This window comes from Bradyrhizobium sp. SZCCHNR1043, assembly GCF_032489675.1.
Taxonomy (GTDB): Bacteria; Pseudomonadota; Alphaproteobacteria; order Rhizobiales; family Xanthobacteraceae; genus Bradyrhizobium.
Genome location: NZ_JAUEYN010000003.1, coordinates 315,733 through 340,189, shown reverse-complemented (window position 1 = coordinate 340,189; position 24,457 = coordinate 315,733). Strand labels below are relative to the sequence as shown.

Here is a 24,457-nt window from a genome sequence, read left to right as displayed (position 1 = left end):
GCCCCACGGCGAGAGCAGATTCCGCAGGCAGCGCGGCGCTAGCGAGGCAGGGTTCGACGATCACGAGTGCTCGCCCCGAAGCCACGCGGCGCCGCGTGCATAGAGCGCTTCGACTTCCGGCCCCTTCAGCCCGGGCATGTCGCGCTTCACCGTGTAGCCGATGCGCGTCTGCAGATAGGCGAGATGCCGATACCCCACGGGAAACTGCTCGAGCAGCGCACGATCCAGCGCCGGCACCGCGCCGGGTGTCACCGGGTCCATGCGATCCTTCTCATAGATCGGCTGGCGCAGCACGATGCCCCATTTGCCCGCGCGCTTCTCGAGAAAGTCGTAGAAGCGGCCGGTGCAGAGCACGTCGCAAACGACGCCTTCGACTTCGGCGCGCTGTGAGATCGTCATCTTGGTCTGCGCGATCGCGCGCTGGCCGGCGAGATCGACCGAGATGCCGCCGAGAAAGTGCAGGATGTTCACACCCTTGGCCCAGGCCGCCTTGCTGATCTCGATGAACTCGTCGCCGGTGCCCTGCGTCCACGTCGCCATCATCCGCCCATCCGGATGCCACACCGTGCGGAAACGCTCCCAATCGCCGGCATCGCGCCAGATCGCCCAATTCTGCAACAGCTCGCGGATCTGACGGTCGTCCTCGATTTCGGCGGCGGTCTTGGTCATGTGCATTTCCTCTGTGTTGTGCGGCTGCTGGATACATGGATCGGAGCAGCGCTGCAAAACTCACATTGCTGGTGATGAAGTCCAAGACGCGCCAAGCATTCAGTGTCGTCCCGGGCAAGTCCGACAACGCGGAGCGTTGCCGGACGCCGACCCGGGATCCATACGCCGCGGCGGATGCGGCTGGGCGAGAATGGTCGACCATCGTGCCTCGCACATCTCCTTGGGGTTATGATCCCGGATCGGCGCGCGCGTTGCGCGCTTGTCCGGGACAACAGTTGAGTAAATGTCGACACCTTCGGCCTCATCACGGAGGCGAAGTGATAAGCATCTTTCATCCCGCGGCACGTCGTGCCCGGGTGATGCAGCATTCGTGTCCCTCTGAACAAAGAGAGGGCGCGAGGAAGGCCGGACCTCGGCTGAGGCCCGTGGCCCGCCTGCTCAAAAGAATGCAGGCGGCAGGTACCACAGGTACAGCCGGACAGACCCGGCCTTCCCCGCGCGACGGTGTTAACGGTGTCCTTCGTGCTCTCCCTGGGGATCGGCTTTCTTGCCCCCATCGCCCGCGCGTGCCGTCAAGCAACGCTCACGGACTTGACCTCAGCGTCGAGAGGCCAGGACCACACGACTTCGCCGTACGTAACCACTGCGCTCGTCGGCACAGCCATCACGTCCATCGCAGCCCACCTCCACGTTCGTGACGACGCGTACGTCCCTCTGCTCGAGGCGGGATGCGCCGACATAAGCACAGTTTCTGAAAAACAGCAACCAAAATCTTTCCAATCGGCAGGCCGCCTGCCCCCGAAACAGCGCGAGAAGCTCATCGTTCGGCCGTTCGGTCGCTCCTAAGGCCTTTCCCCTGAACGACCAAAGCGATCGCATTTGCGTCGTTGATGTCTGCAGCCGTTGCTGAGCTCTCATGGTCCGAGGGCCGCGGCAAGCGGCGGTCTCAGAGGACGGCCGCAGGCGCCGCCAGCACTGCGCTCTTGTCCATCTGCGATCCCCCTCCCCCACAGCCGTGCATGATGGCCTACGAATCGTCGGGTCACCTCGCCGGCCTTGCCATCATGCGCCAGCTCTCTGACCGCCTATTCCGGAATCCGTGCGATCAGCTGATGATGGGCATTGACGCCGATGTCGCCGCGCTGCGCGCCATGAGCCGCACCGTCGCTGTGATAGACGAGCAGTACGGCGTTGTCGTGGGTCAGAGGCTGCGGCGCCATGATCGTCAGCTTGGCCTTGCCATCTGCGCTGGCCACGAAGTCGTTGGTCGTGGCAGTGCCGTCGAGCGGCGTGAAGCCGACAGGCTTCTGGTCGAAATGGTTTTCGAACAGGCTGTAATGGCCGCCCGGCTTCAGATGATCGAAGCTCATGGCAATCTCGACCTTGCCGCCAGCCGCCGGCGTGAGCGTCACGCTGCCGCTCGCCGCCAGCCAGTCGCCGAGCGTGAAGCCGATCGCCTCTCCCTTGGCATTGGAGATTGCAACGGTCATCGCATCCTGATCGATGAACGCTGGCCGGAAGCCGGCGACATGCGAGATGTTCTGCGGCCCGACGGCGACCGGCGCTGCCGCGTCCGCGACGAAGGCATGGGGATCGACCGACTTCGGCTGCTTTGTCTCGGCCGAGAAGAATGCAGCATGCGTGACGAAGGTCAGATGGCTTGCATCGGCCGCCATGCTGGGGCCGGAGGCAGCGAATGACGCGAGCAGCAGCACCGGGCCGGCCCACGAGATCAGATTCTTCGATCGTTGCATCGTCCTATTCTCCTGGCGCCGCGTGCATGTCGACGCGCGCGATGCGCGTCCTGGCGGGCCTGCCCGCGCCGAAGCCCTGCTGGCTGTTCGCTTCGAACGCGACAAAGGTTACGCCCGCTGCCGCCCATGTTCGTGGCGCGCAGCACTGCGAGCTCAGTCCTGGGCAAAGACGCGTGGCGCGATCGAGAGGAACATGCGGCGGCCAAACAGGGCGGCCACCCCCATGAGCAGGACCGCCGTTCCGACGTTCCACATCAGGATCATCACCGAGGCGTCGATGGTATGGAACAGCGCGAGCGCCGTCGACGTGATCGCAGAGACGGCGAGGCTTCCCATCAGAGCGACCATGGTGGGACGAAGCCGCGCGGCATAGCGCAGCATCACCAGCAAGGCCAGCGACAGCGGCAGACTCGTCACCGCGAGCGTCGTGAAGCAGCGCGCCGCTTCGCCCGGACTCATGCCGTCGGGACCGATCGAGACCCAGTCCGTCAGACACTGATAGCCGATGTTGGACAGCCAGAGCGCAAGCGCCGGCAGCGGCAGGAGCATCCAGAGTCGCGAGCGGTCGGGAAGACTGATCAGGAACGCCGCGATCACCGCCAGCACGCCGGTCAGGATCGATCCCAGCAGGCTGGTGACGAAGGGCGCATCGTGCAGGCGCTGCGCCAGATCCGGACGGATCCCCTGGTTGACGGCGAGCAACGCCACGATGGCGGCTGCTCCCAGCAGCCAGCCGCAGGCGCGCAGCAGCGGCGGCCGCAGCCGTCTCACCGGCCGCATGTCGGTCGCAAGAGAGTCGATCAGGTCATCGGTCTTGATCATGGCTCGTTCCGCGGAATGAGCAGTTTCTGAAGGCTCTTCAGAGCGCGGTGCATGTTGACTTTCAAGGAGGTCGTGGACATTCCGGTCGCCGCCGACGCCTCCCTGAGCGACAGCTCCTTGAGCTTAAGCAGCCGCACGGCCTGTTGCTGGGCCGGCGGAAGGTTGCCGATCGCCCGCTCCAGTTCGCGGCGGTCAGGGGCCGCCTCCGCACTGGTCTCGGGCTCGGCTGCAATCTCGTGCTCCGGCGCCAGCGCGATCTCTCGCCCACGCTGGCGGACCTGCCGCCGCACCCGATCGATCAGCCGGCGGTTGGCGATGGTCACCAGCCACGGCGCGAACGGGCGCGTCGGATCATAGGTGTGGCGGATCGAATGAATGGTCAACAGCACGTCCTGCACCGCGTCCTCGATGTCGCTGCGGTCGTTGCAGCGCCGGGCCGCGAGCGAGCGCAGATACGGCGTGATCTCCTGCAGCAGTCGCTGATAGGCGACGCGGTCACCCTCCTGGGCATGCGCCATCAGGATCGCCCAATCGAGCGCCCGCCGCCCCGGCCTGACCTCGGCACGCGCCTGATGGCCGGCCGCGACGAGCCTCAGCCGCGGTGCGGGACCGCCCGGATCACCGCTCATCGGCGCCCTCCGCCTTTCGACCGAACGACGCCGCGAGATGATCGAGACTGACAGGCCCCGGCCCCAGGGCGATGATCGCAACGGCCATCGCAGCCCATGGCAGATGAAAATTGGCCCAGCCGTCGGGGACCACGAGCTGAATGATTGCGGTCATCACTAGAAGCCCGAGCGCGCTCAGCCGGGTCGCGAGCCCGGCCACGAGAAGCACGGGCAGCACGATCTCGGCCACGCCATCGAAGAACGCGAAGGCCGTAGGCCAGGGAAAATCGTAGGCCTGCCCGAACACATGCAGCTTGAACTCATCCTCGAACAGATAGGAAGCGGCCGGCGACAGCGACAGCAACCCATCCCACTTGGTCAGGCCGGATCTGAAGAACGGGACCGCCAGCGCGATCCGCAGCACCGGCGGCGCCACGGTCCCCGCCAGGCGAGCGAGCCGATCCGCGACGTCACGCACGACGACGGCGAGGGCTGGAATGGTTGCGGCCGTTCTCATGCCGTCCCCGCCATCGGCGCGAGGTCGAAGCCGATCACGGCTCCGCTGTGGATCAGGTCGTGGAGAGTTCCGGCCAGCTCGAACCGGACGTCGGCGCGCAGCGCATTCTCGAGCGCCGTCAGAACCGATCGGCCAGCCAGGAGGGCCTCGACGAAAGCGAGGCTGCCCGCGGGGATCGAGCGGACCACGACATCAGCGTCCGGACGGACGATCAGCGCGGCCTCTCGGGCGTCGAGATCTACTGGGCCAGGAATTCCTCCCGCCGCATTCATCTGCCAAATCGTGAGCGCAGGAAACGATGAGCCGACGAGCCGCAACGACGGATGAAACCGCAGGCGAAGCCCGGGCAGATCGGCCGGCGCAACGGCTGCGAAGGCCGCCGGTGTGACCGACCCGGCCTCGGCGGCGTGATAGGCCTCCGTCCAGGCGCGCTCGATCCGCGCGACATCCGCCAGATAGGGCAGCGCCGATGCCGGCGCGAAGCCGTGGATGAACGCGGCGAAGCCGGCGCCGTAATCGAGCAGGATGGGAGAGCGCGGAAGCTCGGAGACGACATAGCGGCGCGCCATGGCCTGGAAGAACTCCGCTCCGACGATGCGATGCACTGCGGGATAGGCGTCCTTCAGCGTGGCCGTCAAGCCGACCACGACGTTGTTGCGGTAGACGCCGAACCGTCGCCGGCTCGGCGTGCCGTCCGGCCCGACCAGGCCGGCGGGCACCAGCTGCTCGGGGTCGAGCAGCGCCCGCGCAAAGCTGCCAAGACGTTCAGCAGGCGGCGGCATCACGCCACCTCCGTCACTTGCATGCGCATGATCGCCTCGGCGCGGCTGGCGTCTTCCGCGAGCACCGGCCAGGGTGGCACCTCGGCGTCCCACTCGATCAGCGTCGGCACGGGGCCGATCGACCGGATGGCGCGCGCATACAGCGCCCAGACCACGTCGTCGACCGGACGGTCATGGGTATCGATAAGGAGCGGCTGTCCGTGCTCGTCGGCCTCGCGCGCGTGACCGGCGAGATGGATCTGCAGCACATGCCCAAGCGGAAATGCGTCGAGATAGGAATACGGATCCCACTGTTGATTAGTTGCGGCGACGTGCACGTTGTTGACGTCGAGCAGGAGTCCGCAGCCGGTGCGGCGCGCGATCTCGGCAATGAAGGCGGGCTCGGACCAGTTGCTCTCCGCGAACGCGACATAGGTGGACGGATTTTCGAGCAGCATGCGGCGGCCGAGCGCGCTCTGCACCTCGTCGATATTGGCGCAGATGCGGTTCAGGGTTTCCGTCGTGTAAGGGACCGGAAGCAGATCGTTGAAGAACCCGGACTCGTGCGACGACCACGCGAGGTGTTCCGAGAACAATCCGGGCTCGTAGCGCGCGATCAATTGGCGGAGGCGGCCGAGATGGGCTTGGTCGAGCGGGCGATCGGCGCCGATCGACAATCCGACGCCGTGAAGCGACAGCGGATAGCGCTCGCGAATAGCCATGAGGTAGCGGTGCGGCGGTCCGCCCGCGCCCATGTAGTTCTCGGCATGCACTTCGAAGAAGCCGATGTCGGGCGATGTTTCGACGATGCAGCGGTAGTGCTCGGCCTTCAGGCCGACGCCCCCCCGTGCAGGGATCCCTGCAGCCGTCGAGAATTGCGAGCGTGACACGTGCAGTCTCCGATCAAGAAGTGAGGCGGGCCGCGCGCAGCCCGCCCGCGGCATCAGGCCTTCGGCGTGAGGCTTCCCGATCCCTTCGGGGTCTGCATCGTCGTGCAGGTGCCCTTGGGTTCGAGCTTGAAGGCATTGCCCTGATAGTCCGCCGTGCTCGTGCCCGCGCAGGTCGTGCCGGCGCCTGCGAAGCAATCGTTCTGGCCCTTCAGCGCGACGCCGAAGCACTTCTCCATCTTGCCGTCCTTCATGGCCTTCATGGTCTCGGCCTGCTTGGCCTTCATCATCTTTTCCATGTCGCCCTTGGCCATCATCTCCGCCGAGGCGGACGTCACGGCAAGCGTGCCGGCGGCGACCGCGAATGCGCCGACAATCATTGCGGACAGCGTGCGATTGGACATGCGTGTTCCTCCATTCTCAGGGTTCAGCCTGCGGACATTGCAGGCGTCTGGCGGCCATCGGCACGCCTGCACATTGGTTCGCTCGGATGCGGCGGAAGGTTACGTCGCCGCGTTCGAGATGGCGTCCCTCAATTGCGCCTGAGATAGACGAATAGATCGGCGGCCGCCGACGACGACCAATCGGCGGCGCCCTGGAGGTATCCGATGACGAGGCCCGAAGCGGAGATCAGGTAGGTGATCGGCATTCCATGGAGGATGAACGGCGCGGTCCTGCCGCTGCCGTCGCCCTGCTGGGCCACATATCCGTTCGGATCGAGGCAGATCGGCAGCGTCTTCAGCCCAAGCGACCCGACGAAACGACCGACACGGTCGCGATCGCTCCGGTCTTCGGACACCGCGACGACCTGCAGGCGATCATGGGCGACGCTGCGCGCGAGTTGATCCAGCACCGGCAGTTCGGTGCGGCAGGCCGCGCACCATGAGGCGAAGAAGTTCAGCAGGATCGGCGCGCCGCGCAGCGCGGCCAGATCGAGCGTCCCGCCCTCGAGGCGAAACAGCCTCACCGGCGGCAGGCTCTGTTGCGGCCGCAGCAAGATGAGCTGATGGCGCCCGTCCGCGAAGGCCGGCACGTCATCGTGAGGCGGCGCAGCCAGGGCGGATCCCGCGCCCGCCATGAGGACCGACAGCAGGCCGCCGGTCACATCGCGCCGGCTCGCCACGCTCATTCCGTCACCTCCTCGACGACGAGAACGGGCGACGACTGCGGCACGGCGGGACGGAATGCGATGAAGAAGAACAGCGGATTGGGTAGCCAGTACAGCCAGCCGATCGACGGCTCACGCCGGCCATCCGGAAGCCGAAGGTCCAGCCAAACGTACAAGAACTTGTAGATGCACAGCCCGGGGATCCAGTTCAGCCGAAGATGGCCCGTCTTCAGGTAACGCCGCCGGATGTAGAGATTTCCTTCGAACGGCGTGATGCCCCAGAGTCCGACCGGCCCCTCGGCAATCACCTCGCCGCTCGGCCGGTGCGTGATGCGCACGATGCGCGGGCGTGTGATTTGCAATCGGATACCTCCGCTGACCGCTCCGGACCATGTCGTTCCGACGGTTCGATCGCGGACCTGGAAAGGTTACCTGGCAGCTTGTCACGGCGGAGCAGATATCCGCGGCGCAAATCCGGCTACGGCGGCCCGAGCCTCGACTGGCCTCACGGCTGACGAATCCGGATCGAGATCACACGCCCTGCCCGATCGACAGCGTCGCCGATCACGAGCGGAACGAGATGAAGGCAGGTTCGCGTGATCAGATTCTCCAGATTGGCCGGCGTGAGCTGCTGCGACATCTTCGCGACGCAGGCGAACCCGGCCGCCGCGGCGGCGCTCCCGGCTGCGAAAACGAATGCCAGCAGGACGAGCGCGTCCGATATCACGGACGGCGTGATGGCTTTCATGCAATTCCCCCTGCGGCTGGACCCGCGGCGGCAAGCCTCACAAGTCTATACGATATGACTGCGCCAAGACCACAACCGTTGGCGGAACCGACCCGCTGCAGACCACCTGAAAAAAATCTGCTGGAAACGCCGGCCGTCGTGTCGGCATGTGCGCATGCGGACCGTCCTTGGGTCAGCCGCATCGATACGAGCTGGCTTGAGCACTCCCAAATGGCCGCCTATCCAAGGTTGAAGCGTGGCCTGCACCCGGACCGGAGAGGACCCCTGCGATGCCGACGAACAAAAACACGATCTGCCTGTGGTTCGACAAGGACGCCGAGGCGGCCGCGCGGTTCTATGCCGAGGTGTTTCCCGACAGCCACGTGGCCTCGGTGCACCGCGCGCCGGGCGACTATCCGTCCGGCAAGGCCGGCGACGTGCTGACAGTGCAATTCACGGTGTGTGGCATCCCCTGTCTCGGCCTCAATGGCGGCCCCGCGTTCACCCACAACGAATCGTTCTCGTTCCAGATCGCCACCGACGATCAGGCGGAGACCGACCGCTATTGGAATGCCATCGTCGGCAATGGCGGCCAGGAAAGCCAATGCGGCTGGTGCAAGGACAAATGGGGCATCTCCTGGCAGATCACGCCGCGCGCGCTCACCGACGCGATGGCAGCCGGCGGAGCCGAGGCCAAGCGCGTGTTCGCCGCGATGATGGCGATGAAGAAGATCGACGTCGCCGCCATCGAGGCGGCGCGGCGGGGATGACCTCGCCCGCCGGAGCGCAGCATCGCCGCGCTCCGGCGTCACGGGCGCAGGCTGCCGCCACGATGGCGCGCAGGAAGCGGTTCGACGCCAGAGCCTCGGGACGAAACAAACGACCGCCGGGGGGAACCATGGGATTGCCAGCAGATTGGTTCCATGACGCAATCCCCCCACCCGGAGACATCTCATCACCATGAAGATTCTTACGATCACTCTCGCAGTAGCCGCGAGCACATTGATGGCTGCAGCCGCCTCCGCTGCCCCGCTCACGGCCGGTATATCGGTCCTCCCGGAGAGCAGCATCCAGCAGGTTCGCCTGGTCTGCAACGAGAACGGCCGCTGCTGGCGCCAAAGCCGCGAACGCCGTGTCATCATCCGCGAAGACCGCGGCGCCTACGGCTATGGCCGGCACGAGCGGCGTGGCTATGAAGAGCGTGGCTATGAAGATCGTGGCGGCATCGGCATCCGCGCGCCCGGCGTGAGCGTCGGAATCGGCCGATGACACGTCCGACGTTCTGACTCATGCCAAGGCATCGCGATCAGAACTGCACATGATCCACAAATGAGCCAGGCGTCCGACGTTCGCATGTCGATGCAACGATGCTACGAACGTCGGATGAGCCGCCAGGCCAGACTCGCTCTCGCTTCAGGCGATGGCGGCGACCAGATCCTCACGACAAATAGTTTCGGCGGGACCTCGCTATCGCGCGCGCGCACACCATATGTTGATGATCATCGCGCGTCCCCCGGCTGCCATCGGTGACTGAGAGCCATGCGCTCCCGCCGCGATCAGAAGGCGGACAGCATGTCGAAAACCTCGAACACCTCTTCGAACACCACCACGTCCAGTGCGCGCGTGGTTGGTGCGACCGCTCCTGGCGCCGCCATTCTTTGGGCTGCTGATCGTCGCCGCGATTCTGATCCGGTGGCCGCCGTTCGCAGCGGGGCGCTTGCGCCAGTTCACCCCGACAAGCCCTCCGAGCCGGCCAAGCGAGAGCGGTCATCGCTGCACGCGACGCTCGCCACCAGGGCGGAGAATGCGTTGGAGACGGCGGGCCTGATGCAGCAGGGCGGCGAGCGCGCTGCCGCGATCAGGAAGGCGACCATCCTCGCAAACGCCGCCGAGATACTCGGGCATTTCAACGGAAGTGTCCGCTCGCGAACGAAGTGACGCTGGGGCGGCCTGCTCCTGCGTACCATCGTGCCCTCCGAGGGCGGCATCCGGTACAAGGACATGTCAGCCAATGCTCGAGATCAACCTCACCACAGAGCCTCCTCACGGCACGGTCGTGGATCCCGACTTTCTGCTGACGGAAATCATCGGGCTGAAGCGCCTGCTCGTCGAGGCCGAGAGCAATGCCAAGACCCGGTCCGAGCAGGCCGAAATCGAGGCGAGAGAACGCGAGACGGCGAGCAGGCTGCAAAAGCTCATTCTTGAGGAGCTGCACCATCGCATCAAGAATACGCTCGCGACCGTCACCGCCATCGTCTCCCAGAGCCTCCGCAACGTGCCGGCGACCAAGGATGCACAGCATGCCATCTCCGGGCGGCTCCTGGCCCTCGGACGGGCACACGATCTCCTCCTGCAAGCGAAATTGTCCAGCGGCGATCTCCGCACGGTGATCCGTACGTCCGTCCAGGCCTTCGACACGCCCGACGACTCACGCTTTGCGATCACCGGGCCCGACGTGCTGGTGACGCCGGATGCCGTCATCGCCATCGCGATGACGCTCAACGAGCTGTGCACGAACGCCCTGAAGTTCGGTGCGCTGTCCGTGCCGGAAGGACGCGTCGATCTGCTTTGGACCGTCGACCAACGCCGGGTCCGCTTCGCCTGGACCGAAAGACACGGCCCGGTCGTTCAACAGCCCGCCAGCCGAAGCTTCGGAACCCGGCTGATCGAAACGCTCGGCGTGCAGCTCGGCGGCGAGGTTCAGTTGAACTATGCGCCGTCAGGGCTCTCCTACACGTTCGACGCGCCGATCGCCGTTCTCGACTCTCCCGCGAGACCGCCGATGCACGCAACAGAAAGGGATCTCCGATGTCGCTGAGCCAATTTAGCGTCGATGAGCAGCCGCATACGATGGACGGATTGCGCCTGCTCGCCCAGGATGGCGCCGTCGGCGTCGAGGCCTTCGTCAGCCGCAAGGTGATGGACATCTGGGCCGAGTCGATCGAGCACACGGGCGGCCGGCAGAGCCTGTTTCGTGTCCAATACAATGCGCTGGGAAAATTGAACCTTGCTGCGATCGAGCGGATCGTGAGCAGGAAATATCGGCGCGGCGCCGCATCCAACCGTCAGCATCCCTTCATCGAGGTGTTGTTCTCGGATATCGCCGACAGCGGTGAAACGCTCGATCTGAGCGAGCTGGTGCGAGAGCCATTGCCGCCGTCGTTCCATCGGCTTGCGTGAGACAGGCGGACGGCGCACCTCAGGTCTGACCGATCAGGGTGTGCGCGGACGCGGCGCAGATCTCCTCGAGGAAGTCGAGGAAGGCGCGGGCGCGCGAGGAGATCAGCTTGCGGCTCGGAAAGATTGCGGTCAGCTGGGCGGCGCGGGTGTCGAACACGACCCCCCTGCCGATCTCGACCAGCCGGCCCTCACCGAGCAGCTCGACGCAATAGTGCTCCGGCAGAAAGGAAATGCCGGCGCCGTGGGCGACGGCGCGGCGCACCGCGAGCGGATTGTTGATGCGGGCGACATGCGCACCGACGTCGAAGCGGACGAGATGGCCGTGCTGCTTGATCATCAGGGTGCGGTCGCCATAGCGCCGCTCGCAGATCATGAGATGGCGCTCCAGCGCGCGGACGTCGTCGCCGATGTCGTGCGCGGCGAGATAAGCGGGGCTGGTCACCCAGATCAGGCGGCCGCCGATCAGCACCTTCTGCGCCAGTTCGGAATTCTCCTGCACGCCGACCACGACCGCGATGTCGAAGCGGTCGGCCAGCATGTCGATCGCCCGCGTGGTGGCCTCGACATCGAGCTCGATGCGCGGATAGCGGCGGTGGAATTCGGCGAGCTGCGGCGCCAGGATCTCCTCGCAGAATGCCGGCGGCAGCGCCACGGACAGTCGGCCGCTGGGCACGCCGACCAGCCCGGTCATGACCGCGTCGGCCTCAGAGACCTGATCCAGGATCTTCTGACATTGCTGGAAGAACAGCTCGCCCTCGCGGGTCACCCGGACGCGCCGCGAGTTGCGGTCGAACAGCCGGATGCCGAGATCCTGCTCGAGCCGGGCGACCGATTTGCTGACCGAGGATTTCGGCATGCCCAGGGACCGCGAGGCGCCGGTCATGCCGCCGGTCGCGACCACCGCATGGAACACCGGAATGTCCTCGATCCGCCATTTCATCCTAGAGCCGCTCGTTCATCGAGAGAAACGATCCGTGCACGTTAGCATGATTGTCTAGCATGGGAAACTTCGTAAGGTCCGTCCCAGCACGGCCGCGGGTCACAGTCCACGGCGGCCCCATTTCGCGGAGGGACACATGGCCCGGATCATCGGCGGCATCGGCGCCTCGCACTCGCCCACCATCGGCTTCGCACTCGACACCAACAAGCAGAACGACCCGGCCTGGAAGCCGATCTTCGACGGCTTCGCGGTCGTGCGCGACTGGGTGAAGCAGAAGGACATCGACGTCCTGTTCATGATCTACAATGATCACATCACCTCGTTCTTCTTCGATCACTACTCCGCCTTCGCGCTCGGCATTGACGACCGCTATATCGCCGCCGACGAAGGCGGCGGACCGCGCGACGTGCCGCCGGCGAAGGGCCACCTCGGCCTGTCGCAGCACATCGCGATGGCGATGATGGCGGACGAGTTCGACATGTCGTTCTTCCAGGGCAAGCCGGTCGATCACGGCCTGTTGTCGCCGCTGTCGATGATGGGCGATGCCAGCGGCCCGTGGCCGGGCATGGTGGTGCCGCTGCAAGTCGGCGTGCTGCAATTGCCGATTCCCAATGCGAAGCGGATGTGGAAGCTCGGCAAGACCCTGCGCAAGGCGATCGAGAGCTATCCGGAAGACCTGAAGGTCGCCATCTTCGCCACCGGCGGGCTGTCGCACCAGGTTCACGGCGAGCGCGCCGGCTTTCTGAACGAAGACTGGGACAACGAATTCCTCGATCTGCTGGAGAACGACCCGGAGCAGCTGACGGCGATGCGCATCGCCGACTACGCGGTCAAGGGCGGCATGGAAGGCGCCGAGGTCATCATGTGGCTGATCATGCGCGGTGCGCTGTCGGACAGTGTGAGGCTCGTGCACAAACAGACCTACGCGCCGTCGGTGACCAACATCGCCACGCTGGTGTTCGAGGATCTCGGCGGCGCGCCCGACCCGCAGGAGGTCGCGGCCTATCGCGCACACATCGGCCATGAACTCGCGGGCGCGGAGATGCTGACCGGCACCTACCCGTTCACCCATGGCCGCAGCCAGGCCAATTTCCGCATCAACGACTTCCTGCACCGGCTCGTCATCCCCGCGCATCGCAAGAGATTCGTTGAGGAATTCGACGCACTGGCGGACGAGCACCGTCTCACGGACGAGGAGCGCGAGCTCATCAAGAACCGCCGCTGGATCGAGATGATCCGACGCGGCGTCAGCTTCTTCGTGCTGGAGAAGATGGCCGCCGTGATCGGCGTCTCCAACCCGGAGGTCTATGCGGCGTTTCGCGGCGAGACGCTGGAAGCCTTTCTGAAGACCCGCAAGGTGCCGATGCGCTACTCCGTCGCCGGCGGCGCCAAGGCGGACGCGATCGACGCCCATTGACATTGGCACGGACGACCGGCGCCGCCGCCCCGCAGCGGCGACGCAGGTCATGTCTCCGGCGTTGATGCCGCGCGCCTTGGCCCAGCGCTCCAGGACCTTGCGCTCGTCGCAGCGTGCACAAGCGGAAAAGCCGCCGCGCCCCGCGGCGAACGCCGCTTGGCCCTCCCCTTGCATCGGCCTCTCATGAGCCGGTTCGCAAGATGGAGTTGTCAGATGTCCGACAGCCTGCACACCGTCGTCGTGGCCAGGAAGGCCATCGAGGCGCACAACATGGCCTCATTCGAACTTGTCCCGGCGGACGATCAGCCGCTGCCGGGCTTCACCCCCGGCAGCCATATCGACGTCACCCTGCCGAACGGACTCACACGGCAATATTCGCTGCTGAACAGCGCCGCCGAACGCAATCGCTACTGCATCGGCGTGTGGAAGGATGCCAACAGCCGCGGCGGCTCCAAGGCGCTGCATCTCGATATCAACGAAGGCGACAAGCTGCAGGTCAGCCGCCCACGCAACCGCTTCAAGATCCCGAAGGACACCAAGCGCGCGCTGCTCGTGGCGCGCGGCATCGGCGTCACGCCGATCCTGTCGATCGCGGACACGCTGAAGGCGAAGAACATCCCGTTCGAGCTGCACTACGTGTTCGCGCTGATGTCGCCGGATTCGTTCCGTAGCACCATCGAGGCCTCGGCCTTCGCCGAAGATACGACATACTACAAGGAAGCCACCGAGGACAATCAGCTGCTGAAGGCCGCCGAGCTGCTGGCGGACCGGCCCGACGACACCCAGCTGTTCATCTGCGGCGTCGACTGGTGGATGGATCCGATCGTCGCGCTGGCCAAGCAGAAGGGATTTGCCGAGGAGCGCATCCATGCCGAGCGCTTCACCGCGAAGGCGGCCGCGGCGCTGCTCGACAAGGTGTTCGACGTCACCATCAAGAGCACCGGCGCGACCTTCAAGATCCCCGGCGACAAGACCGTGACCGCGTTCCTCGAGGAGAACGGCGTCAAGATCGCGACCTCCTGCGAGCAGGGCCTATGCGGCACCTGCAAGACCAGGGTCGTCGAGGGCGAGGTCGACCATCGCGACAAGCGCCTGTCGGCGGCGCAACGTGCCGAAGGTTACTTCCTGCCTTGTGTATCGCGCGGCAAGGGCGACCGGCTGGTGCTGGATCTCTAGCACCGTGACGACCGAGACCGATCTGTGGCAGACCGCGTGGATCATCGCGCAACAGCATGGGACCGACGGGCCTGCGTTCGCGGCCCGCATGGCCGACGGCTTCAGGCTCGGCCACAAGATCGCCGCGCATCGGGCGTGGCTGTCGATCGCGGCCAAGGTCGCCGTGCTGATCGACGACAGCGCATCGGGCACCACGCACCGGCATTGATATGTCGAGAAGCGGACAGTTCTGATCGCGCTGTTCGGAATCGGACACGCTGTGTCGGCGTGTCATTCCGGGGCGACGCGCAGCGGCAAGCCCAGAATCCATATCCGCCGGCCGTGGCTCTGAATTCCGGGCCTGCGCCCAACGGGCTCAGAACGACGGGGAAGCAGTTGCGGCTGTTCGGAACGTTTTTTGCTCCGCCTGACGCAGTCACCAAGCGACCGTCCAACATGCGCGAACGCGCAGGTCGCGCCTTGTGAGGAAGCATGTCCGTGTCACAGTCCGGCACGGCGGACGTTCCAGCCGCCGCCGACATCGCGTTGGCCTATCACGCCCGCACCAAGCACAGCCTCAAGCGCTATGCGGCGGGGCCGGAGACGCTGGACTGGGACGCGCAGCCCAATCCGTTCCGCGAGTTCGCCGGCAGCCCGCGCACCGATCTGCCGCTGACCTCGGACCGTCTCGCCGTGAGCTTCGCCGATGCCTGCGACGCCACGGCGCCGGTCCAGCCGTTGACGATCGACGGCGTCGCGCTGCTGCTGGAATTGTCGTTCGGGCTGGCGGCCTGGAAGGAGTACGGCCCGGACCGCTGGGCGTTGCGCTGCAATCCCTCCAGCGGCAATCTGCATCCGACCGAGGCCTATGTCATCGCGGAGAATGTGACAGGGCTCAGCGACGGTCTTCATCACTATGTCAGCCGCGATCACGTGCTGGAGCAACGTTGCCGCCGCGGCAGGCCATCGCATGGCGAGCCGCGGCTTTGGCTCGCGCTGTCCTCGATCCATTGGCGCGAGGCGTGGAAATATGGCGAGCGCGCGTTCCGCTACTGCCAGCTCGACCTCGGACATGCGATCGGCGCCGTCAGCTACGCCGCCGCTGCGCTCGGCTGGTACGCGCGCGTGATCGACGGCATCGACAGTGCGAGACTCGCAGCGCTGATGGGACTCGATCGCGCGGATGATTTCGCCGGCGTCGAGACCGAGAATGCCGATGTGCTGCTCGCGATCGCGCCGCGCGATGCGAGCTCGCGATCGCCTGCCGGTTTGCCATCACTCGCCACGATCGACGACACGTGGAAAGGTCAGGCGAACCGGCTCGATCGCCATCCGCTCTACCGCTGGCCCATCATCCCCGAGGTGAGCGCGGCCACGGCCGGCGCGGCGCAGGATGCGATCTCCACTCCGTGGCGGTGCCCGCCGCTGACGCGGCAATCACAGGCGCGTGCGGCCGAGCTCATTCTCGGTCGTCGCAGCGCGCAACGCTTCGACGCCAGGTTCACGATGGATCTCGCAACGTTGCTTCACCTTCTCGACGCGCTGCTGCCGCGCGCTACGCCGCCATGGACCATCTGGCCGTTCGCGTCGCGGCTGCATCCGCTGCTATTCGTCCATCGCGTCGAGGGGCTCACGCCCGGGCTCTATGCGCTGCCGCGCGGCAGCGAGGCGGAGACCAGCCTGCGGCGCGCGCTGCGTCCCGACTTCGACTGGCAGCCGGTCGAGCGCGTGCCTGATCATCTGCCGTTGTTCCGGCTGCTGCCGACCGACAGCCGCGGCGTGATCCGCACCGCTAGCTGTCACCAGGCGATCGCGGGCGACGGCTGCTTTGCGATGGCGATGCTCGCCGAGTTCACGCCGGCCGTCAGCGACCATCCGTGGCGCTATCGGCAACTGCATTGGGAGGCTGGCCTGATCGGCCACGTGCTCTACCTCGAAGCCGAGGCGGCGGGCCTGCGCGGCACCGGCATCGGCTGCTTCTTCGACGACTCCGTGCACGAGATGCTCGGCGTGGTCGGAGAGCAGTTCCAGGTGCTCTATCACTTCACGGTCGGCCGTCCCCTGACCGATGATCGCATCACGACGCTGGCGGCCTATCCCGGCCGAACGCGCAATGAAGCGGGAGTCCTGCCATGAGACCGCGTATTCCGTTTCAGCGCATCGATGTCGACCACGCAGCCGAGCTGCTGCAGCGCGACGATGTGTTGCGCTTCGACGTCCGCGACACCGCCTCGTTCGACACCGCGCATATGGCCGGCGCGCGGCATCTCACCCAGCGCAATCTCGCCGAGATGATCGCCGGCACGAGCAGGCGCGCGCCGATCCTGATCTACTGCTATCACGGCAACGCCAGCCAGGACTACGCGCAGACCTTCTCCGATTTCGGCTTCACTGAGGTCTATAGCCTCGACGGCGGCTATGAGGCGTGGCGCCAGCGTTGTCCCGCGCGGAGCGGCGCGGCGAACGTCAGTCCGGTCCTGGCGGCGTGGCTCGCCGCCCAGGGCTTTCCCGCTGACGACATCGACGCCATCATCGCCAATCGGACCACGCCGCTGATGAAGGCGGCGCATCTCGGCAATGTCGGCGTCATCCGCGAGCTGCTCTCTGCCGGCGCCGACATCGCCGCCAGGAACGCGGACGGCAATAACGCACTGTGGCTCGCCTGCGTCGGCCGGCATCTCGACGCCATCGACGCGCTGGTCGAGGCCGGCATCGATCTCGACAACAGCAACGACAATGGTGCGACAGCGCTGATGTATGCGTCCTCCTCCGGCAAGGCCGATGTGGTCGCGCATCTCCTGGCCAAGGGCGCGGACATCCGCACCGAGACGCTCGACGGTTTTTCCGCGCTCGACATGGCCGCTTCGCTCGAATGCCTGAACCTGCTGCGGAATGCGGCCAAGGCGGCGGCTTCAAAGGCGCCCGCGCCCGAGGTCCGGCCGTGACCGTCATCGAGCACGATTTCGGCATGCAGCAGCGCCAGGTCGAGCGCCGCTTCCGGACGCTGCTCAGCCTCGATGCGCTGCACGAGGCCAATGTCCACGCCAATCCCATTCCTTATCTGGAACGCGCCAGCGAGCGCATCTACCAGCTCGAGAAGGCGCTGTTCGATGCGCTGCAGGCGGCGACGGCTGCAGCCGACGATCATGGCGAGACGGTGAGCATCGGCAAGGCCGAACATCAGCGCCTGCTGCATTGCTGGGCCATCGTCGAGAGCGCCTATGCGCAGCTCGTCGCCGATCAGCCCGAGACCTGACTGAACGAGGTTGGAGAAAGAGATGAGTGAAGGATTCTTCGTAGACTGGGATGGCAACCTGCGCAGTGCCGCCGATCCCGGCGGCGGATATCTGTGCGACATCGACACTGTCGCGCGCTATGTCGCGGTGACGACCAAGAACGGCACGCTGGTGCACGAGGCGACCTTTTTCAGAACCCGGGCCGATGTCGACAAGGCCGGCATCAAGGCACAGCTTGTGTCGGGTACCCATCCGTGGGGCAAGAAGGCGGATGGGTTCTGAGGGTCCGCCGAACGACATCACGTAGTGAGTGTCATTGCGAGCGAAGCGAAGCAATCCAGGGCTCAGGTAGGATTCTGGATTTCTTCGTCGCTTCGCTCCTCGCAATGACGTTGGAAACCCCATCCGTCAATCCGGGTGGATCATGATCTCCATGGTCTCGTCGAGGTCGTCGAACGGGTCGGGAATATCTTCCACCAGCGCGACGCCGCACAGGCAGACCTCGCCGTCGATGACAGCGAGCGCAATCGGCTCCAGGCTCTGCCCTGCGCAGGCACCGGCGTTGCACAGCCCGGTGTCGATCTCGAACGTTGCGCCATGCCGTCCGCAGCGCAGCAGCGTCCGATCCGGATTGAAGAACTGGCCGCTACCGATGTTCAGCCATTTGCCCTCGTGTGGGCAGCAGTTGACGTAGCCGACAAAGCCACCGGACACAGTGTGGATGATCACGATAGGAAACGGCCGCGCCTCGCCATTGTCGCCGATCCGCGACAGGCTGAACGCCTTGGCTTCACCCGGCGCGATGCCGGCGGTCGGACAGATCACGAAGATTTCCGGCTCACGTTCCGTCATGCGCGGCGCTCCCTGACCGGCGCGACGGAGATACGGGACCGCGATGACGTCTCCTGTCGCAAACCTGACGGCAGCAGCCCGACGTGTCGAGCCACGGCGCATCATTCTCGATCTGTCCCGATCCTTGCATGAAGCATGCCGTAGGCATCGAAGACACGCGCGATGTCGGCTTGGAGACAATGATGGCCGCGATGAAATTCTACATGACGCCGGGATCGTGCTCGACCGGCATCCACATCATTCTGGAAGAGCTCGAGGAGGTGTTCGAGGCCCATATCGTCAACCTGCCGGCCGGCGACAATTTCAAACCGGACTATGTGGCCATCAACCCGAAATCGACGATTCCGGCGCTGGTGCGCAGCGAGGGCAGCGTGCTGACGGAAGTGCCGGCGATTGCCTATTGGCTCGGCCGCTCCAGGCCGCGCGCCAGATTGTGGCCTTCGGATATCGAGACCGAAACGCGGCTGCTCGAAGCCATGAGCTACATTGCCGGAACGGTGCATGGCCACGGCTTCGCGCGCATCTTCGCCACGCCGACCTTCAGCCGCAACGAGGCCGACCAGGAGTCGGTGCGCGCGCTCGGCCGCAACATCGTCGTGAAGGGCTTTGCGATCCTGAACAAGATGCTCGACGGGCAGTCCTATCTCGGCGGCGAATTCTCGGTCGCCGATCCGATCCTGTTCTATGTCGAGTTCTGGGCCGACAAGACCGGCATTGCGCTGCCGGCCAACCTGCTCGCGCACTACCGCCGCATGCTCGCGCGCCCGGTCGTGCAGCGGGTGCTGCGCGAGGAAGGGTACAATCCGGCGACCTTGGGGCAGGCCAGCCAGTTGTAGCCGATCTACTCCGCGGCCTCCGGCAGCAGCTCGTGGTCGCCAAGATCGATGCCGCGGAAGATGGCGCAGCGGCGGAAGACCTCGATGGTCGGGCGGACGCTCTTGTGGTGGCAATATTTGGCGACCAGCTTTGCCAGCCCCTTGATGTCGCGGCCTGACGCGCCCGGGAACGTGTCCACCAGCAGCTCCACCAAGCCGGCATCGACGTTCAAGCCGAACTGCGCGCACATCACCCGCCAGATCCGGCCGCGCGCTTGCGCGTCCGGCGCCTGGAACTTGATCAGCGCGATGCAGCGCGACACGATCGCTTCATCGATGTCGTCGATGCGATTGGTGGTCAGGAACAAGAGCCCGTTGAAATATTCCAGCACACGCAGGAATACGCCGACGACGGCATTCATCGTCATGTCGTCCTCGCGCCGCTTGATGTAGACGTCGGCCTCGTCGATCAGCATGACCGCGCCCCAACGCTGCGCGCGCGTCAGCGCATCCTTCAGCGCACTCTCCATCGCCGCGACGTTCAGCCCGAGCTGACCGGAATGCACGCGGTACAGCGGCCGGCCGATGATCTCGGCGTAGACCTCCGCCGTCAGCGTCTTGCCGACGCCGGGCGGCCCCGCGCACAGCACGGTGGTGCCGCCGGACTTGCCGGCGACGATGTCGTCCATCAAGAGGTCCATCTCGGCAGTGAGGATGTCGATCAGGTCGGTCTGCTCCTCCGGCAGCACCAGCTTCTGCTTGAGCTCGGGCTGATAGGCGTAGGGCACCATGTCGTCGGCATGCACCCAGAGATAATGGTGCAGGTCGAGATGGAACATCAGCATATAGGGATGGACGGGAATGCGGCAGAAGATGCCCTTCGGGATCGCCGCCCTGGATTCTTCGACCTCCTGCTCGGCGTCATAGAGATTGCTCTTGGCAGCCTTGCGCAGGTACTGCCCGAGTATGTCGCCCGTGACCTCGAGCGTCAGCGCCCGCTCGGTGAGAATGCCTTCGTCGTTGACGAGCCGCGCGCTGCCGCCGCCGGACGACAGCACGATCACGTCCTTGCGCGACCAGTCCATGTCGCGATGCGAGGAGTTCGGATCATCGGCGAAGAAGCCGATGCCGCGGCCGGAGAACTGCGCTCCGTAGCGGCCGCGCCAGGCGAAATAGCGCTCGGCCGTCTCGTCATAGGCGGATATCAGCTCGGGTGTTTCCTTGAGGAAGCCCTTGGCGGCGAAGATTTCGGCGACCGTCCTGCCGACGATGTCGCCGGCGGAGATGCGCAGAGTGGACGTGGTGATCGCGCCCTTGGCGTTGGCCTTGAGCTCGATGAAGACGCGGCCGGCCTCGTCATTCGACGGTGCGGTGTAGTCGAGTCGCGTCACGACATAGGGCAGCGGCCGGCTGGCGACGTTGGCCGTGAACATCCAGCCGCGGATGGCGTCCGAGATCAGGTAGCGCGCAATCGCCGGCAGCACCGATTCCAGTTCGTGCTCGGAGAAGCGGGCGCCGGAATCGGCAAAGGCGCGCTGGAGAGTGGCGATCTGCGCCGCACGGGCGTGCCATTCGGGACCGGCCTTCTGGTAGCTGTCGCGCAGGAAGTCGAGCTCGGCGGTCGCGAGTTGCGCCATATTGACCTCGACCTTGTCGCCGAAACGCAGCTGCTCCGTCAACGAGGCCAGACGCGGGAAGGCCGCCGCCATCGCCAGGATGGTCGGACGTTCGATCTGCAGCTTCATCGGTCGCACCTCGACGCTGTCGGACTCACGACGACATTCTCGTCGGCGTGCGCATCACATCTTCCGCCTTTGCCAGCAGCAGGCGGTTGGCGGCGAGCGAGAACTCCTGCCAGGCGGCGGCGATGTCGCGCAGGATCGTCTGCACGTAGTCCTTCGACGGCTTGTGCTCGAACGGAAAGTTCGACAGCGCGCAGGAGGTGCGATTGAAGGCTATGGCATCGTCGAGCAGCGACTGCATGACATCGCGGAACGGTTTCTGGATCTCCGGCATCAGGGCGGAGCGCCCGCGTTCGACGGCGACGTCGCGCATGTCGAAGGTCAGTGCGTCCAGCACCTGCAGCGCCGCCGCGAACACCCCCTCGGTGGCTCCGAGAACAGCGAGCTGGGTCAGTTGCTCGCGCTGCTGCGTAGCGAGGCTGCGGTTGAGCCGCTGCCGATAATCGTCGAACGCGGCATCACGCTGCGCGGCGACCCAGGCGCCGAACCAGGCGAGGCTCGCTGCGTTGCCCGACAGCCCGTCGCCGATCGCCACGGCCGGCCGCGGCCCGGCGATCTCGCCCATGCTCCGGGCCATCGCACGCTCGATGCGCTTGGCGGCGTTCAGGGCACCTTCGAGATAACCGGCCGCGTGGCTTGCGGTCTCGGCGCCACCGAGGTGCAGCCGCCCGTCCCATAGCGCCCGCCGCAGCATCGGATTGGCGATCTCGCTGTGCTCGCCGCGCGGCGTGGTGCGATCCAATGCGCCGCAGGTGAAGCGCTCGGCCGCCCAGTCCTGATAGTGCTGCTCGCCGCCTTCCAGCGCGGAGCCGAACAGCTGCACCATCTGGCTGTCCATCAGCAGCGGCAGCCCGACACTGAAGGTCGCGCGCAGATCGGGCGAGAAGGCGAGGAAGCCGCCGAGCGCAGCACGGTCGCCGCCGGCATCGCAGGCGTCGAAGATCTCGCCGATCACGGCCTGCTCGTGGCTGACGAACGCATTGCCGGACCGCCCCTGGTCGCGCCAATGCGCCTGGTCGTAGGCGATCACGACCTTGGCCTGCGCCGCCATCCAGGTCTCGGCACCGCGCATCGCATCGAAGGTCGCGTCGTCCAGCTCGGGAAAGAAGCCGACGTGATCGATCAGCAGCCGCGGCGGCAGCGCGAGCACGGCGCGCTTGGCCTCGATCGCGACCGATTCCGTTGATGTGGCAAAGATCAGCCGCACATGCGTGCCGCAATCGACGATGCGCACCAGCTCATGGCCGAGATGGATGAAGGGCTGCGGCAGATCACGCGCCAGCGCCTCGACCAGCTTCGTCATGCCGCCGGAGAGCCGGCGCGCGCCCTGGTGGACCGGCGGCCCGCCGATCTGCTCGGCCGACTTGTCCGCCTCCTTCAGATGAAGAACCGTGCCGTCATCGTGCTGGGCAAAGTCGGACAGGCCGAGCTCCGCGATCAGGCCGGTCAGCAGCGGCTGGGTGTCCGGCCAGAACCAGGTCGGGCCGAGGTCCAGCGCAAGCCCCGCCTTGCTCCTGACCGACAGCACACGTCCGCCCAGGCGATGTCGGGCTTCGAACAAAGCGAACGTGCTGCCGCGCTGCTGCAGGCTGCGCGCGAGTGCCATTCCGCACAATCCACCTCCGACAATGGCCGTTTCGAGCATGGCAGGACCTCGGCTGATGCGTTGCGATCGCGTCTCGACCGGGTCCTGCAAGAAGCTTGCAAGTTTTTGCGCACCAGTGGATGTGCGTTTCCAAACATTGCTTGATTTTCGCACCGGCTTGGCTCACGCCATCACAATGAGCGACGAGCGCGAGATCCTGGCCGCCAATGCGGCCTTCTATGCTGCCTTCACGGCCGGCGATTTCGCGGCACTCGTTGCCCTCTGGGCCGATCGCGACGGCATCTCCTGCATTCATCCGGGCTGGCCGGCGATCGTTGGCCGCGCCGCCGTGATCGGCAGCTGGCGCGACATCCTCGCCAACCCAGGCCGGCCGAACATCGTCTGCGCGGACCCGCACGCGATCGCCGACGGCGATCATGGCCACGTGCTCTGCATCGAGCTGGTGGACGGCGCGGCGCTCGCGGCGGCCAATCACTTCGCCCGCATCGACGGCGCCTGGCGGATGATCCACCACCAATCCAGCCCGATCGCGCAGCTCGCGACGCCGGAACACGACGCCGACGGCCATCGTCTCCACTGATCGCCGCATCTGGCACGAAATTTGATCTACCCTCCCTGACCGGCAGCAATGTCGGGGATTGTTGATTTTCGTCGCGTCGGATTCGGGTCGAATGTCCGTCTCCGCGCAAGGCGATCTGCGCAGGCTGAGACCAGCAACGTGCAGATGCCGACGGGAGGCAGGGATGGCACGCGTTCTGACCGCCTATCTGAAACGCAGCGATGTGCCGACGCGCACAGCGTTGCAGCACGCCATCGACCTCGCGCTCGGACAGGCGCAGGGAGCACTGGTATGAACATCGCGGCTCCACTTCAGCCGACGGCGATCCATGCCGTGCCTGCCGAGCTCTGCGACTGCGGCTTCCGCCTGCTGATGATCCGCCAGTTCAATGTCGGCGCGGTGCCGCCGGCCTTCGCCATCATCGATCAGCGCGTCATGCGCATGCCGCAGCGGCTCGGCCGCCATGGCGTGTCGTTTGCCGCCACGTTCCTGCCCGAGGTGATGTCATGGCTGATCGATCATCTCGGCCGGCCATCGCTGCATGATGAGACCGGCCGCTCCTACCGCAATCCGCGCTGGCCTGTCGTGTGCTGGCATGACCAGGAACGCTACTGGCCGAGCGGCGCCGTCACGGTCGAGTGGTTCGCCGAGGTTGCCTTCCAGGATCACGCATCATGGATGGCATTCCGCACCCATTGGCACGAAAGCCTGACGGGCCGGAATGCCGGCGCAGACGCGACCGATGGAGAAGCAGAGCAGCGCGACGCGTACGATGCGGAAAAGGAATTTGCCGGCGAGGCGCTTCAGCAGGCATGATCTGCCAAAGTGATGCGGAGCCGTGCCGGGCTCTGTTCGATGCCGGTCGAGGCATGATATCAAGGACGTAATCAATCCGCGCGGAGACTCTCATGCGCTACGTCTCATGGTTCGGAGGCTGGCTCGGTCATTTGCTGCCGCAAGGGCGCGCTGACAGCCGTCTCAAAGCGCACGACATCCTCACCCGGCGCCCGGCCGCCGAGTTGTCCAATGAGGACCTGTTCTACATCGCGATGCTCGGCCCTCACGTCTGAGTGGGACCAGATCCCTCGCCCATCGCGCCGCC

The 24,457-nt window shown here is 65.7% G+C and carries 31 protein-coding genes; 16 read left to right on the top strand and 15 right to left on the bottom strand.

From position 1 onward, the window contains the following. Positions 1–60: 60 nt before the first annotated feature. The 11 genes from QX039_RS06935 to QX039_RS06885 form a co-directional block, all read right to left on the bottom strand. Positions 61–669 carry a nuclear transport factor 2 family protein gene (locus QX039_RS06935; RefSeq protein ID WP_315738428.1) on the bottom strand — a complete coding sequence of 203 codons (609 nt, stop codon included), beginning with the start codon at positions 667–669 and terminating at the stop codon, positions 61–63. A 1,085-nt stretch (positions 670–1,754) separates the two neighbouring features. Beyond that, positions 1,755–2,423, bottom strand: coding sequence for a hypothetical protein (locus QX039_RS06930; RefSeq protein WP_315738429.1), 669 nt, complete (start codon positions 2,421–2,423; stop codon positions 1,755–1,757). 153 nt (positions 2,424–2,576) lie between these two features. Further along, the gene (locus tag QX039_RS06925) at positions 2,577–3,245 is read right to left on the bottom strand and encodes a DUF1109 domain-containing protein (protein WP_315738430.1); all 669 of its coding nucleotides are present in this window, start codon (positions 3,243–3,245) and stop codon (positions 2,577–2,579) included. Further along, entirely contained in the window at positions 3,242–3,874 is a 633-nt protein-coding gene (locus QX039_RS06920) for a sigma-70 family RNA polymerase sigma factor (RefSeq protein ID WP_315738431.1), read from the bottom strand. Before QX039_RS06920 ends, QX039_RS06925 begins: the two co-directional genes overlap by 4 nt. Beyond that, positions 3,864–4,370 carry a DoxX family protein gene (locus QX039_RS06915; protein ID WP_315738432.1) on the bottom strand — a complete coding sequence of 169 codons (507 nt, stop codon included), beginning with the start codon at positions 4,368–4,370 and terminating at the stop codon, positions 3,864–3,866. Before QX039_RS06915 ends, QX039_RS06920 begins: the two co-directional genes overlap by 11 nt. Then, positions 4,367–5,152, bottom strand: coding sequence for a DNA-binding domain-containing protein (locus QX039_RS06910; RefSeq protein ID WP_315738433.1), 786 nt, complete (start codon positions 5,150–5,152; stop codon positions 4,367–4,369). The genes QX039_RS06915 and QX039_RS06910 overlap by 4 nt, the downstream gene beginning before the upstream one ends. Then, on the bottom strand, positions 5,152–6,021 hold the full coding sequence (locus tag QX039_RS06905; RefSeq protein ID WP_315738434.1) for a DUF692 domain-containing protein: 870 nt from the start codon (positions 6,019–6,021) through the stop codon (positions 5,152–5,154). Before QX039_RS06905 ends, QX039_RS06910 begins: the two co-directional genes overlap by 1 nt. Before the next feature lie 53 nt (positions 6,022–6,074). Continuing rightward, complete coding sequence (locus QX039_RS06900) at positions 6,075–6,422, bottom strand: DUF2282 domain-containing protein (RefSeq protein ID WP_315738435.1); 348 nt, start codon at positions 6,420–6,422, stop codon at positions 6,075–6,077. Between the two features lie 128 nt (positions 6,423–6,550). Next, positions 6,551–7,123 (bottom strand): TlpA disulfide reductase family protein, encoded by a 573-nt coding sequence (locus tag QX039_RS06895; protein WP_315772083.1) that lies wholly within the window; start codon positions 7,121–7,123, stop codon positions 6,551–6,553. Positions 7,124–7,143: 20 nt separating this feature from the next. Beyond that, the gene (locus tag QX039_RS06890) at positions 7,144–7,488 is read right to left on the bottom strand and encodes a hypothetical protein (RefSeq protein ID WP_315772081.1); all 345 of its coding nucleotides are present in this window, start codon (positions 7,486–7,488) and stop codon (positions 7,144–7,146) included. Positions 7,489–7,631: 143 nt separating this feature from the next. Continuing rightward, positions 7,632–7,874, bottom strand: coding sequence for a hypothetical protein (locus QX039_RS06885; protein ID WP_315772079.1), 243 nt, complete (start codon positions 7,872–7,874; stop codon positions 7,632–7,634). A 269-nt stretch (positions 7,875–8,143) separates the two neighbouring features. Here QX039_RS06885 and QX039_RS06880 point away from each other — a divergent pair, with 269 nt between their 5' ends. The 5 genes from QX039_RS06880 (at position 8,144) to QX039_RS06860 (ending at position 11,033) form a co-directional block, all read left to right on the top strand. After that, on the top strand, positions 8,144–8,623 hold the full coding sequence (locus tag QX039_RS06880; protein WP_315772077.1) for a VOC family protein: 480 nt from the start codon (positions 8,144–8,146) through the stop codon (positions 8,621–8,623). A gap of 190 nt (positions 8,624–8,813) precedes the next feature. Then, on the top strand, positions 8,814–9,122 hold the full coding sequence (locus tag QX039_RS06875) for a hypothetical protein (RefSeq protein ID WP_315772076.1): 309 nt from the start codon (positions 8,814–8,816) through the stop codon (positions 9,120–9,122). 303 nt (positions 9,123–9,425) lie between these two features. Further along, positions 9,426–9,791, top strand: coding sequence for a hypothetical protein (locus QX039_RS06870; protein WP_315738441.1), 366 nt, complete (start codon positions 9,426–9,428; stop codon positions 9,789–9,791). A gap of 73 nt (positions 9,792–9,864) precedes the next feature. After that, on the top strand, positions 9,865–10,671 hold the full coding sequence (locus QX039_RS06865) for a sensor histidine kinase (RefSeq protein ID WP_315772072.1): 807 nt from the start codon (positions 9,865–9,867) through the stop codon (positions 10,669–10,671). Continuing rightward, entirely contained in the window at positions 10,662–11,033 is a 372-nt protein-coding gene (locus QX039_RS06860; RefSeq protein WP_315738443.1) for a signal transduction histidine kinase, read from the top strand. The genes QX039_RS06865 and QX039_RS06860 overlap by 10 nt, the downstream gene beginning before the upstream one ends. Positions 11,034–11,052: 19 nt before the next feature. On the opposite strand, the gene QX039_RS06855 is transcribed toward QX039_RS06860, so the two are convergent. Next, a complete protein-coding gene (locus QX039_RS06855; RefSeq protein ID WP_315772070.1) occupies positions 11,053–11,973 on the bottom strand; it encodes a LysR family transcriptional regulator in 921 nt (306 codons plus the stop codon). A gap of 136 nt (positions 11,974–12,109) precedes the next feature. Between QX039_RS06855 and QX039_RS06850 the strand changes: the two genes are divergently transcribed. The 7 genes from QX039_RS06850 to QX039_RS06820 all read left to right on the top strand — a co-directional run bounded on the left by QX039_RS06850 (position 12,110) and on the right by QX039_RS06820 (position 18,063). Next, on the top strand, positions 12,110–13,390 hold the full coding sequence (locus QX039_RS06850) for a gallate dioxygenase (RefSeq protein ID WP_315772068.1): 1,281 nt from the start codon (positions 12,110–12,112) through the stop codon (positions 13,388–13,390). A 213-nt stretch (positions 13,391–13,603) separates the two neighbouring features. Then, on the top strand, positions 13,604–14,566 hold the full coding sequence (locus QX039_RS06845) for a PDR/VanB family oxidoreductase (RefSeq protein WP_315738446.1): 963 nt from the start codon (positions 13,604–13,606) through the stop codon (positions 14,564–14,566). A 4-nt stretch (positions 14,567–14,570) separates the two neighbouring features. Beyond that, the gene (locus QX039_RS06840) at positions 14,571–14,774 is read left to right on the top strand and encodes a hypothetical protein (protein ID WP_315738447.1); all 204 of its coding nucleotides are present in this window, start codon (positions 14,571–14,573) and stop codon (positions 14,772–14,774) included. Between the two features lie 263 nt (positions 14,775–15,037). Continuing rightward, positions 15,038–16,681: a nitroreductase family protein gene (locus QX039_RS06835; protein ID WP_315738448.1), complete on the top strand. Its 1,644-nt coding sequence runs from the start codon at positions 15,038–15,040 to the stop codon at positions 16,679–16,681. Positions 16,682–16,746: 65 nt separating this feature from the next. Beyond that, positions 16,747–17,490, top strand: coding sequence for an ankyrin repeat domain-containing protein (locus QX039_RS06830; RefSeq protein ID WP_315738725.1), 744 nt, complete (start codon positions 16,747–16,749; stop codon positions 17,488–17,490). Then, positions 17,487–17,801 carry a hypothetical protein gene (locus QX039_RS06825; RefSeq protein WP_315738449.1) on the top strand — a complete coding sequence of 105 codons (315 nt, stop codon included), beginning with the start codon at positions 17,487–17,489 and terminating at the stop codon, positions 17,799–17,801. Before QX039_RS06830 ends, QX039_RS06825 begins: the two co-directional genes overlap by 4 nt. 22 nt (positions 17,802–17,823) lie before the next feature. Beyond that, the gene (locus QX039_RS06820; protein ID WP_315738450.1) at positions 17,824–18,063 is read left to right on the top strand and encodes a hypothetical protein; all 240 of its coding nucleotides are present in this window, start codon (positions 17,824–17,826) and stop codon (positions 18,061–18,063) included. Between the two features lie 126 nt (positions 18,064–18,189). On the opposite strand, the gene QX039_RS06815 is transcribed toward QX039_RS06820, so the two are convergent. Further along, positions 18,190–18,633: a Rieske (2Fe-2S) protein gene (locus tag QX039_RS06815; RefSeq protein WP_315738451.1), complete on the bottom strand. Its 444-nt coding sequence runs from the start codon at positions 18,631–18,633 to the stop codon at positions 18,190–18,192. Between the two features lie 191 nt (positions 18,634–18,824). Here QX039_RS06815 and QX039_RS06810 point away from each other — a divergent pair, with 191 nt between their 5' ends. After that, the gene (locus QX039_RS06810; RefSeq protein WP_315738726.1) at positions 18,825–19,469 is read left to right on the top strand and encodes a glutathione S-transferase family protein; all 645 of its coding nucleotides are present in this window, start codon (positions 18,825–18,827) and stop codon (positions 19,467–19,469) included. 5 nt (positions 19,470–19,474) lie between these two features. Here the strand turns inward: QX039_RS06810 and QX039_RS06805 are convergent, their stop codons facing one another. After that, positions 19,475–21,193 carry an ATP-binding protein gene (locus QX039_RS06805; protein WP_315738452.1) on the bottom strand — a complete coding sequence of 573 codons (1,719 nt, stop codon included), beginning with the start codon at positions 21,191–21,193 and terminating at the stop codon, positions 19,475–19,477. Positions 21,194–21,218: 25 nt separating this feature from the next. Beyond that, positions 21,219–22,835 carry a flavin monoamine oxidase family protein gene (locus QX039_RS06800; protein ID WP_315738453.1) on the bottom strand — a complete coding sequence of 539 codons (1,617 nt, stop codon included), beginning with the start codon at positions 22,833–22,835 and terminating at the stop codon, positions 21,219–21,221. Between the two features lie 136 nt (positions 22,836–22,971). Between QX039_RS06800 and QX039_RS06795 the strand changes: the two genes are divergently transcribed. From QX039_RS06795 to QX039_RS06785, 3 genes are all read left to right on the top strand, one after another. Further along, positions 22,972–23,376, top strand: a complete 405-nt coding sequence (locus tag QX039_RS06795) for a nuclear transport factor 2 family protein (RefSeq protein ID WP_315738454.1) — start codon at positions 22,972–22,974, stop codon at positions 23,374–23,376. A 276-nt stretch (positions 23,377–23,652) separates the two neighbouring features. Then, positions 23,653–24,171 (top strand): hypothetical protein, encoded by a 519-nt coding sequence (locus QX039_RS06790; protein ID WP_315738727.1) that lies wholly within the window; start codon positions 23,653–23,655, stop codon positions 24,169–24,171. 92 nt (positions 24,172–24,263) lie between these two features. Continuing rightward, entirely contained in the window at positions 24,264–24,425 is a 162-nt protein-coding gene (locus QX039_RS06785) for a hypothetical protein (protein WP_315738455.1), read from the top strand. Positions 24,426–24,457 lie beyond the last annotated feature (32 nt).

Bases quoted from the DNA above. Each gene is read 5' to 3' on its own strand.
- QX039_RS06785 (WP_315738455.1), top strand. From the start codon at position 24,264: ATGCGCTACGTCTCATGGTTCGGAGGCTGGCTCGGTCATTTGCTGCCG.
- QX039_RS06835 (WP_315738448.1), top strand. From the start codon at position 15,038: ATGTCCGTGTCACAGTCCGGCACGGCGGACGTTCCAGCCGCCGCCGAC.
- QX039_RS06885 (WP_315772079.1), bottom strand. From the start codon at position 7,874: ATGAAAGCCATCACGCCGTCCGTGATATCGGACGCGCTCGTCCTGCTG.
- QX039_RS06915 (WP_315738432.1), bottom strand. From the start codon at position 4,370: ATGAGAACGGCCGCAACCATTCCAGCCCTCGCCGTCGTCGTGCGTGAC.
- QX039_RS06845 (WP_315738446.1), top strand. From the start codon at position 13,604: ATGTCCGACAGCCTGCACACCGTCGTCGTGGCCAGGAAGGCCATCGAG.
- QX039_RS06870 (WP_315738441.1), top strand. From the start codon at position 9,426: ATGTCGAAAACCTCGAACACCTCTTCGAACACCACCACGTCCAGTGCG.
- QX039_RS06935 (WP_315738428.1), bottom strand. From the start codon at position 669: ATGACCAAGACCGCCGCCGAAATCGAGGACGACCGTCAGATCCGCGAG.
- QX039_RS06855 (WP_315772070.1), bottom strand. From the start codon at position 11,973: ATGAAATGGCGGATCGAGGACATTCCGGTGTTCCATGCGGTGGTCGCG.
- QX039_RS06900 (WP_315738435.1), bottom strand. From the start codon at position 6,422: ATGTCCAATCGCACGCTGTCCGCAATGATTGTCGGCGCATTCGCGGTC.
- QX039_RS06865 (WP_315772072.1), top strand. From the start codon at position 9,865: ATGCTCGAGATCAACCTCACCACAGAGCCTCCTCACGGCACGGTCGTG.
- QX039_RS06930 (WP_315738429.1), bottom strand. From the start codon at position 2,423: ATGCAACGATCGAAGAATCTGATCTCGTGGGCCGGCCCGGTGCTGCTG.
- QX039_RS06910 (WP_315738433.1), bottom strand. From the start codon at position 5,152: ATGCCGCCGCCTGCTGAACGTCTTGGCAGCTTTGCGCGGGCGCTGCTC.
- QX039_RS06800 (WP_315738453.1), bottom strand. From the start codon at position 22,835: ATGCTCGAAACGGCCATTGTCGGAGGTGGATTGTGCGGAATGGCACTC.
- QX039_RS06820 (WP_315738450.1), top strand. From the start codon at position 17,824: ATGAGTGAAGGATTCTTCGTAGACTGGGATGGCAACCTGCGCAGTGCC.
- QX039_RS06925 (WP_315738430.1), bottom strand. From the start codon at position 3,245: ATGATCAAGACCGATGACCTGATCGACTCTCTTGCGACCGACATGCGG.
- QX039_RS06860 (WP_315738443.1), top strand. From the start codon at position 10,662: ATGTCGCTGAGCCAATTTAGCGTCGATGAGCAGCCGCATACGATGGAC.
- QX039_RS06850 (WP_315772068.1), top strand. From the start codon at position 12,110: ATGGCCCGGATCATCGGCGGCATCGGCGCCTCGCACTCGCCCACCATC.
- QX039_RS06810 (WP_315738726.1), top strand. From the start codon at position 18,825: ATGAAATTCTACATGACGCCGGGATCGTGCTCGACCGGCATCCACATC.
- QX039_RS06880 (WP_315772077.1), top strand. From the start codon at position 8,144: ATGCCGACGAACAAAAACACGATCTGCCTGTGGTTCGACAAGGACGCC.
- QX039_RS06795 (WP_315738454.1), top strand. From the start codon at position 22,972: ATGAGCGACGAGCGCGAGATCCTGGCCGCCAATGCGGCCTTCTATGCT.
- QX039_RS06805 (WP_315738452.1), bottom strand. From the start codon at position 21,193: ATGAAGCTGCAGATCGAACGTCCGACCATCCTGGCGATGGCGGCGGCC.
- QX039_RS06920 (WP_315738431.1), bottom strand. From the start codon at position 3,874: ATGAGCGGTGATCCGGGCGGTCCCGCACCGCGGCTGAGGCTCGTCGCG.
- QX039_RS06875 (WP_315772076.1), top strand. From the start codon at position 8,814: ATGAAGATTCTTACGATCACTCTCGCAGTAGCCGCGAGCACATTGATG.
- QX039_RS06815 (WP_315738451.1), bottom strand. From the start codon at position 18,633: ATGACGGAACGTGAGCCGGAAATCTTCGTGATCTGTCCGACCGCCGGC.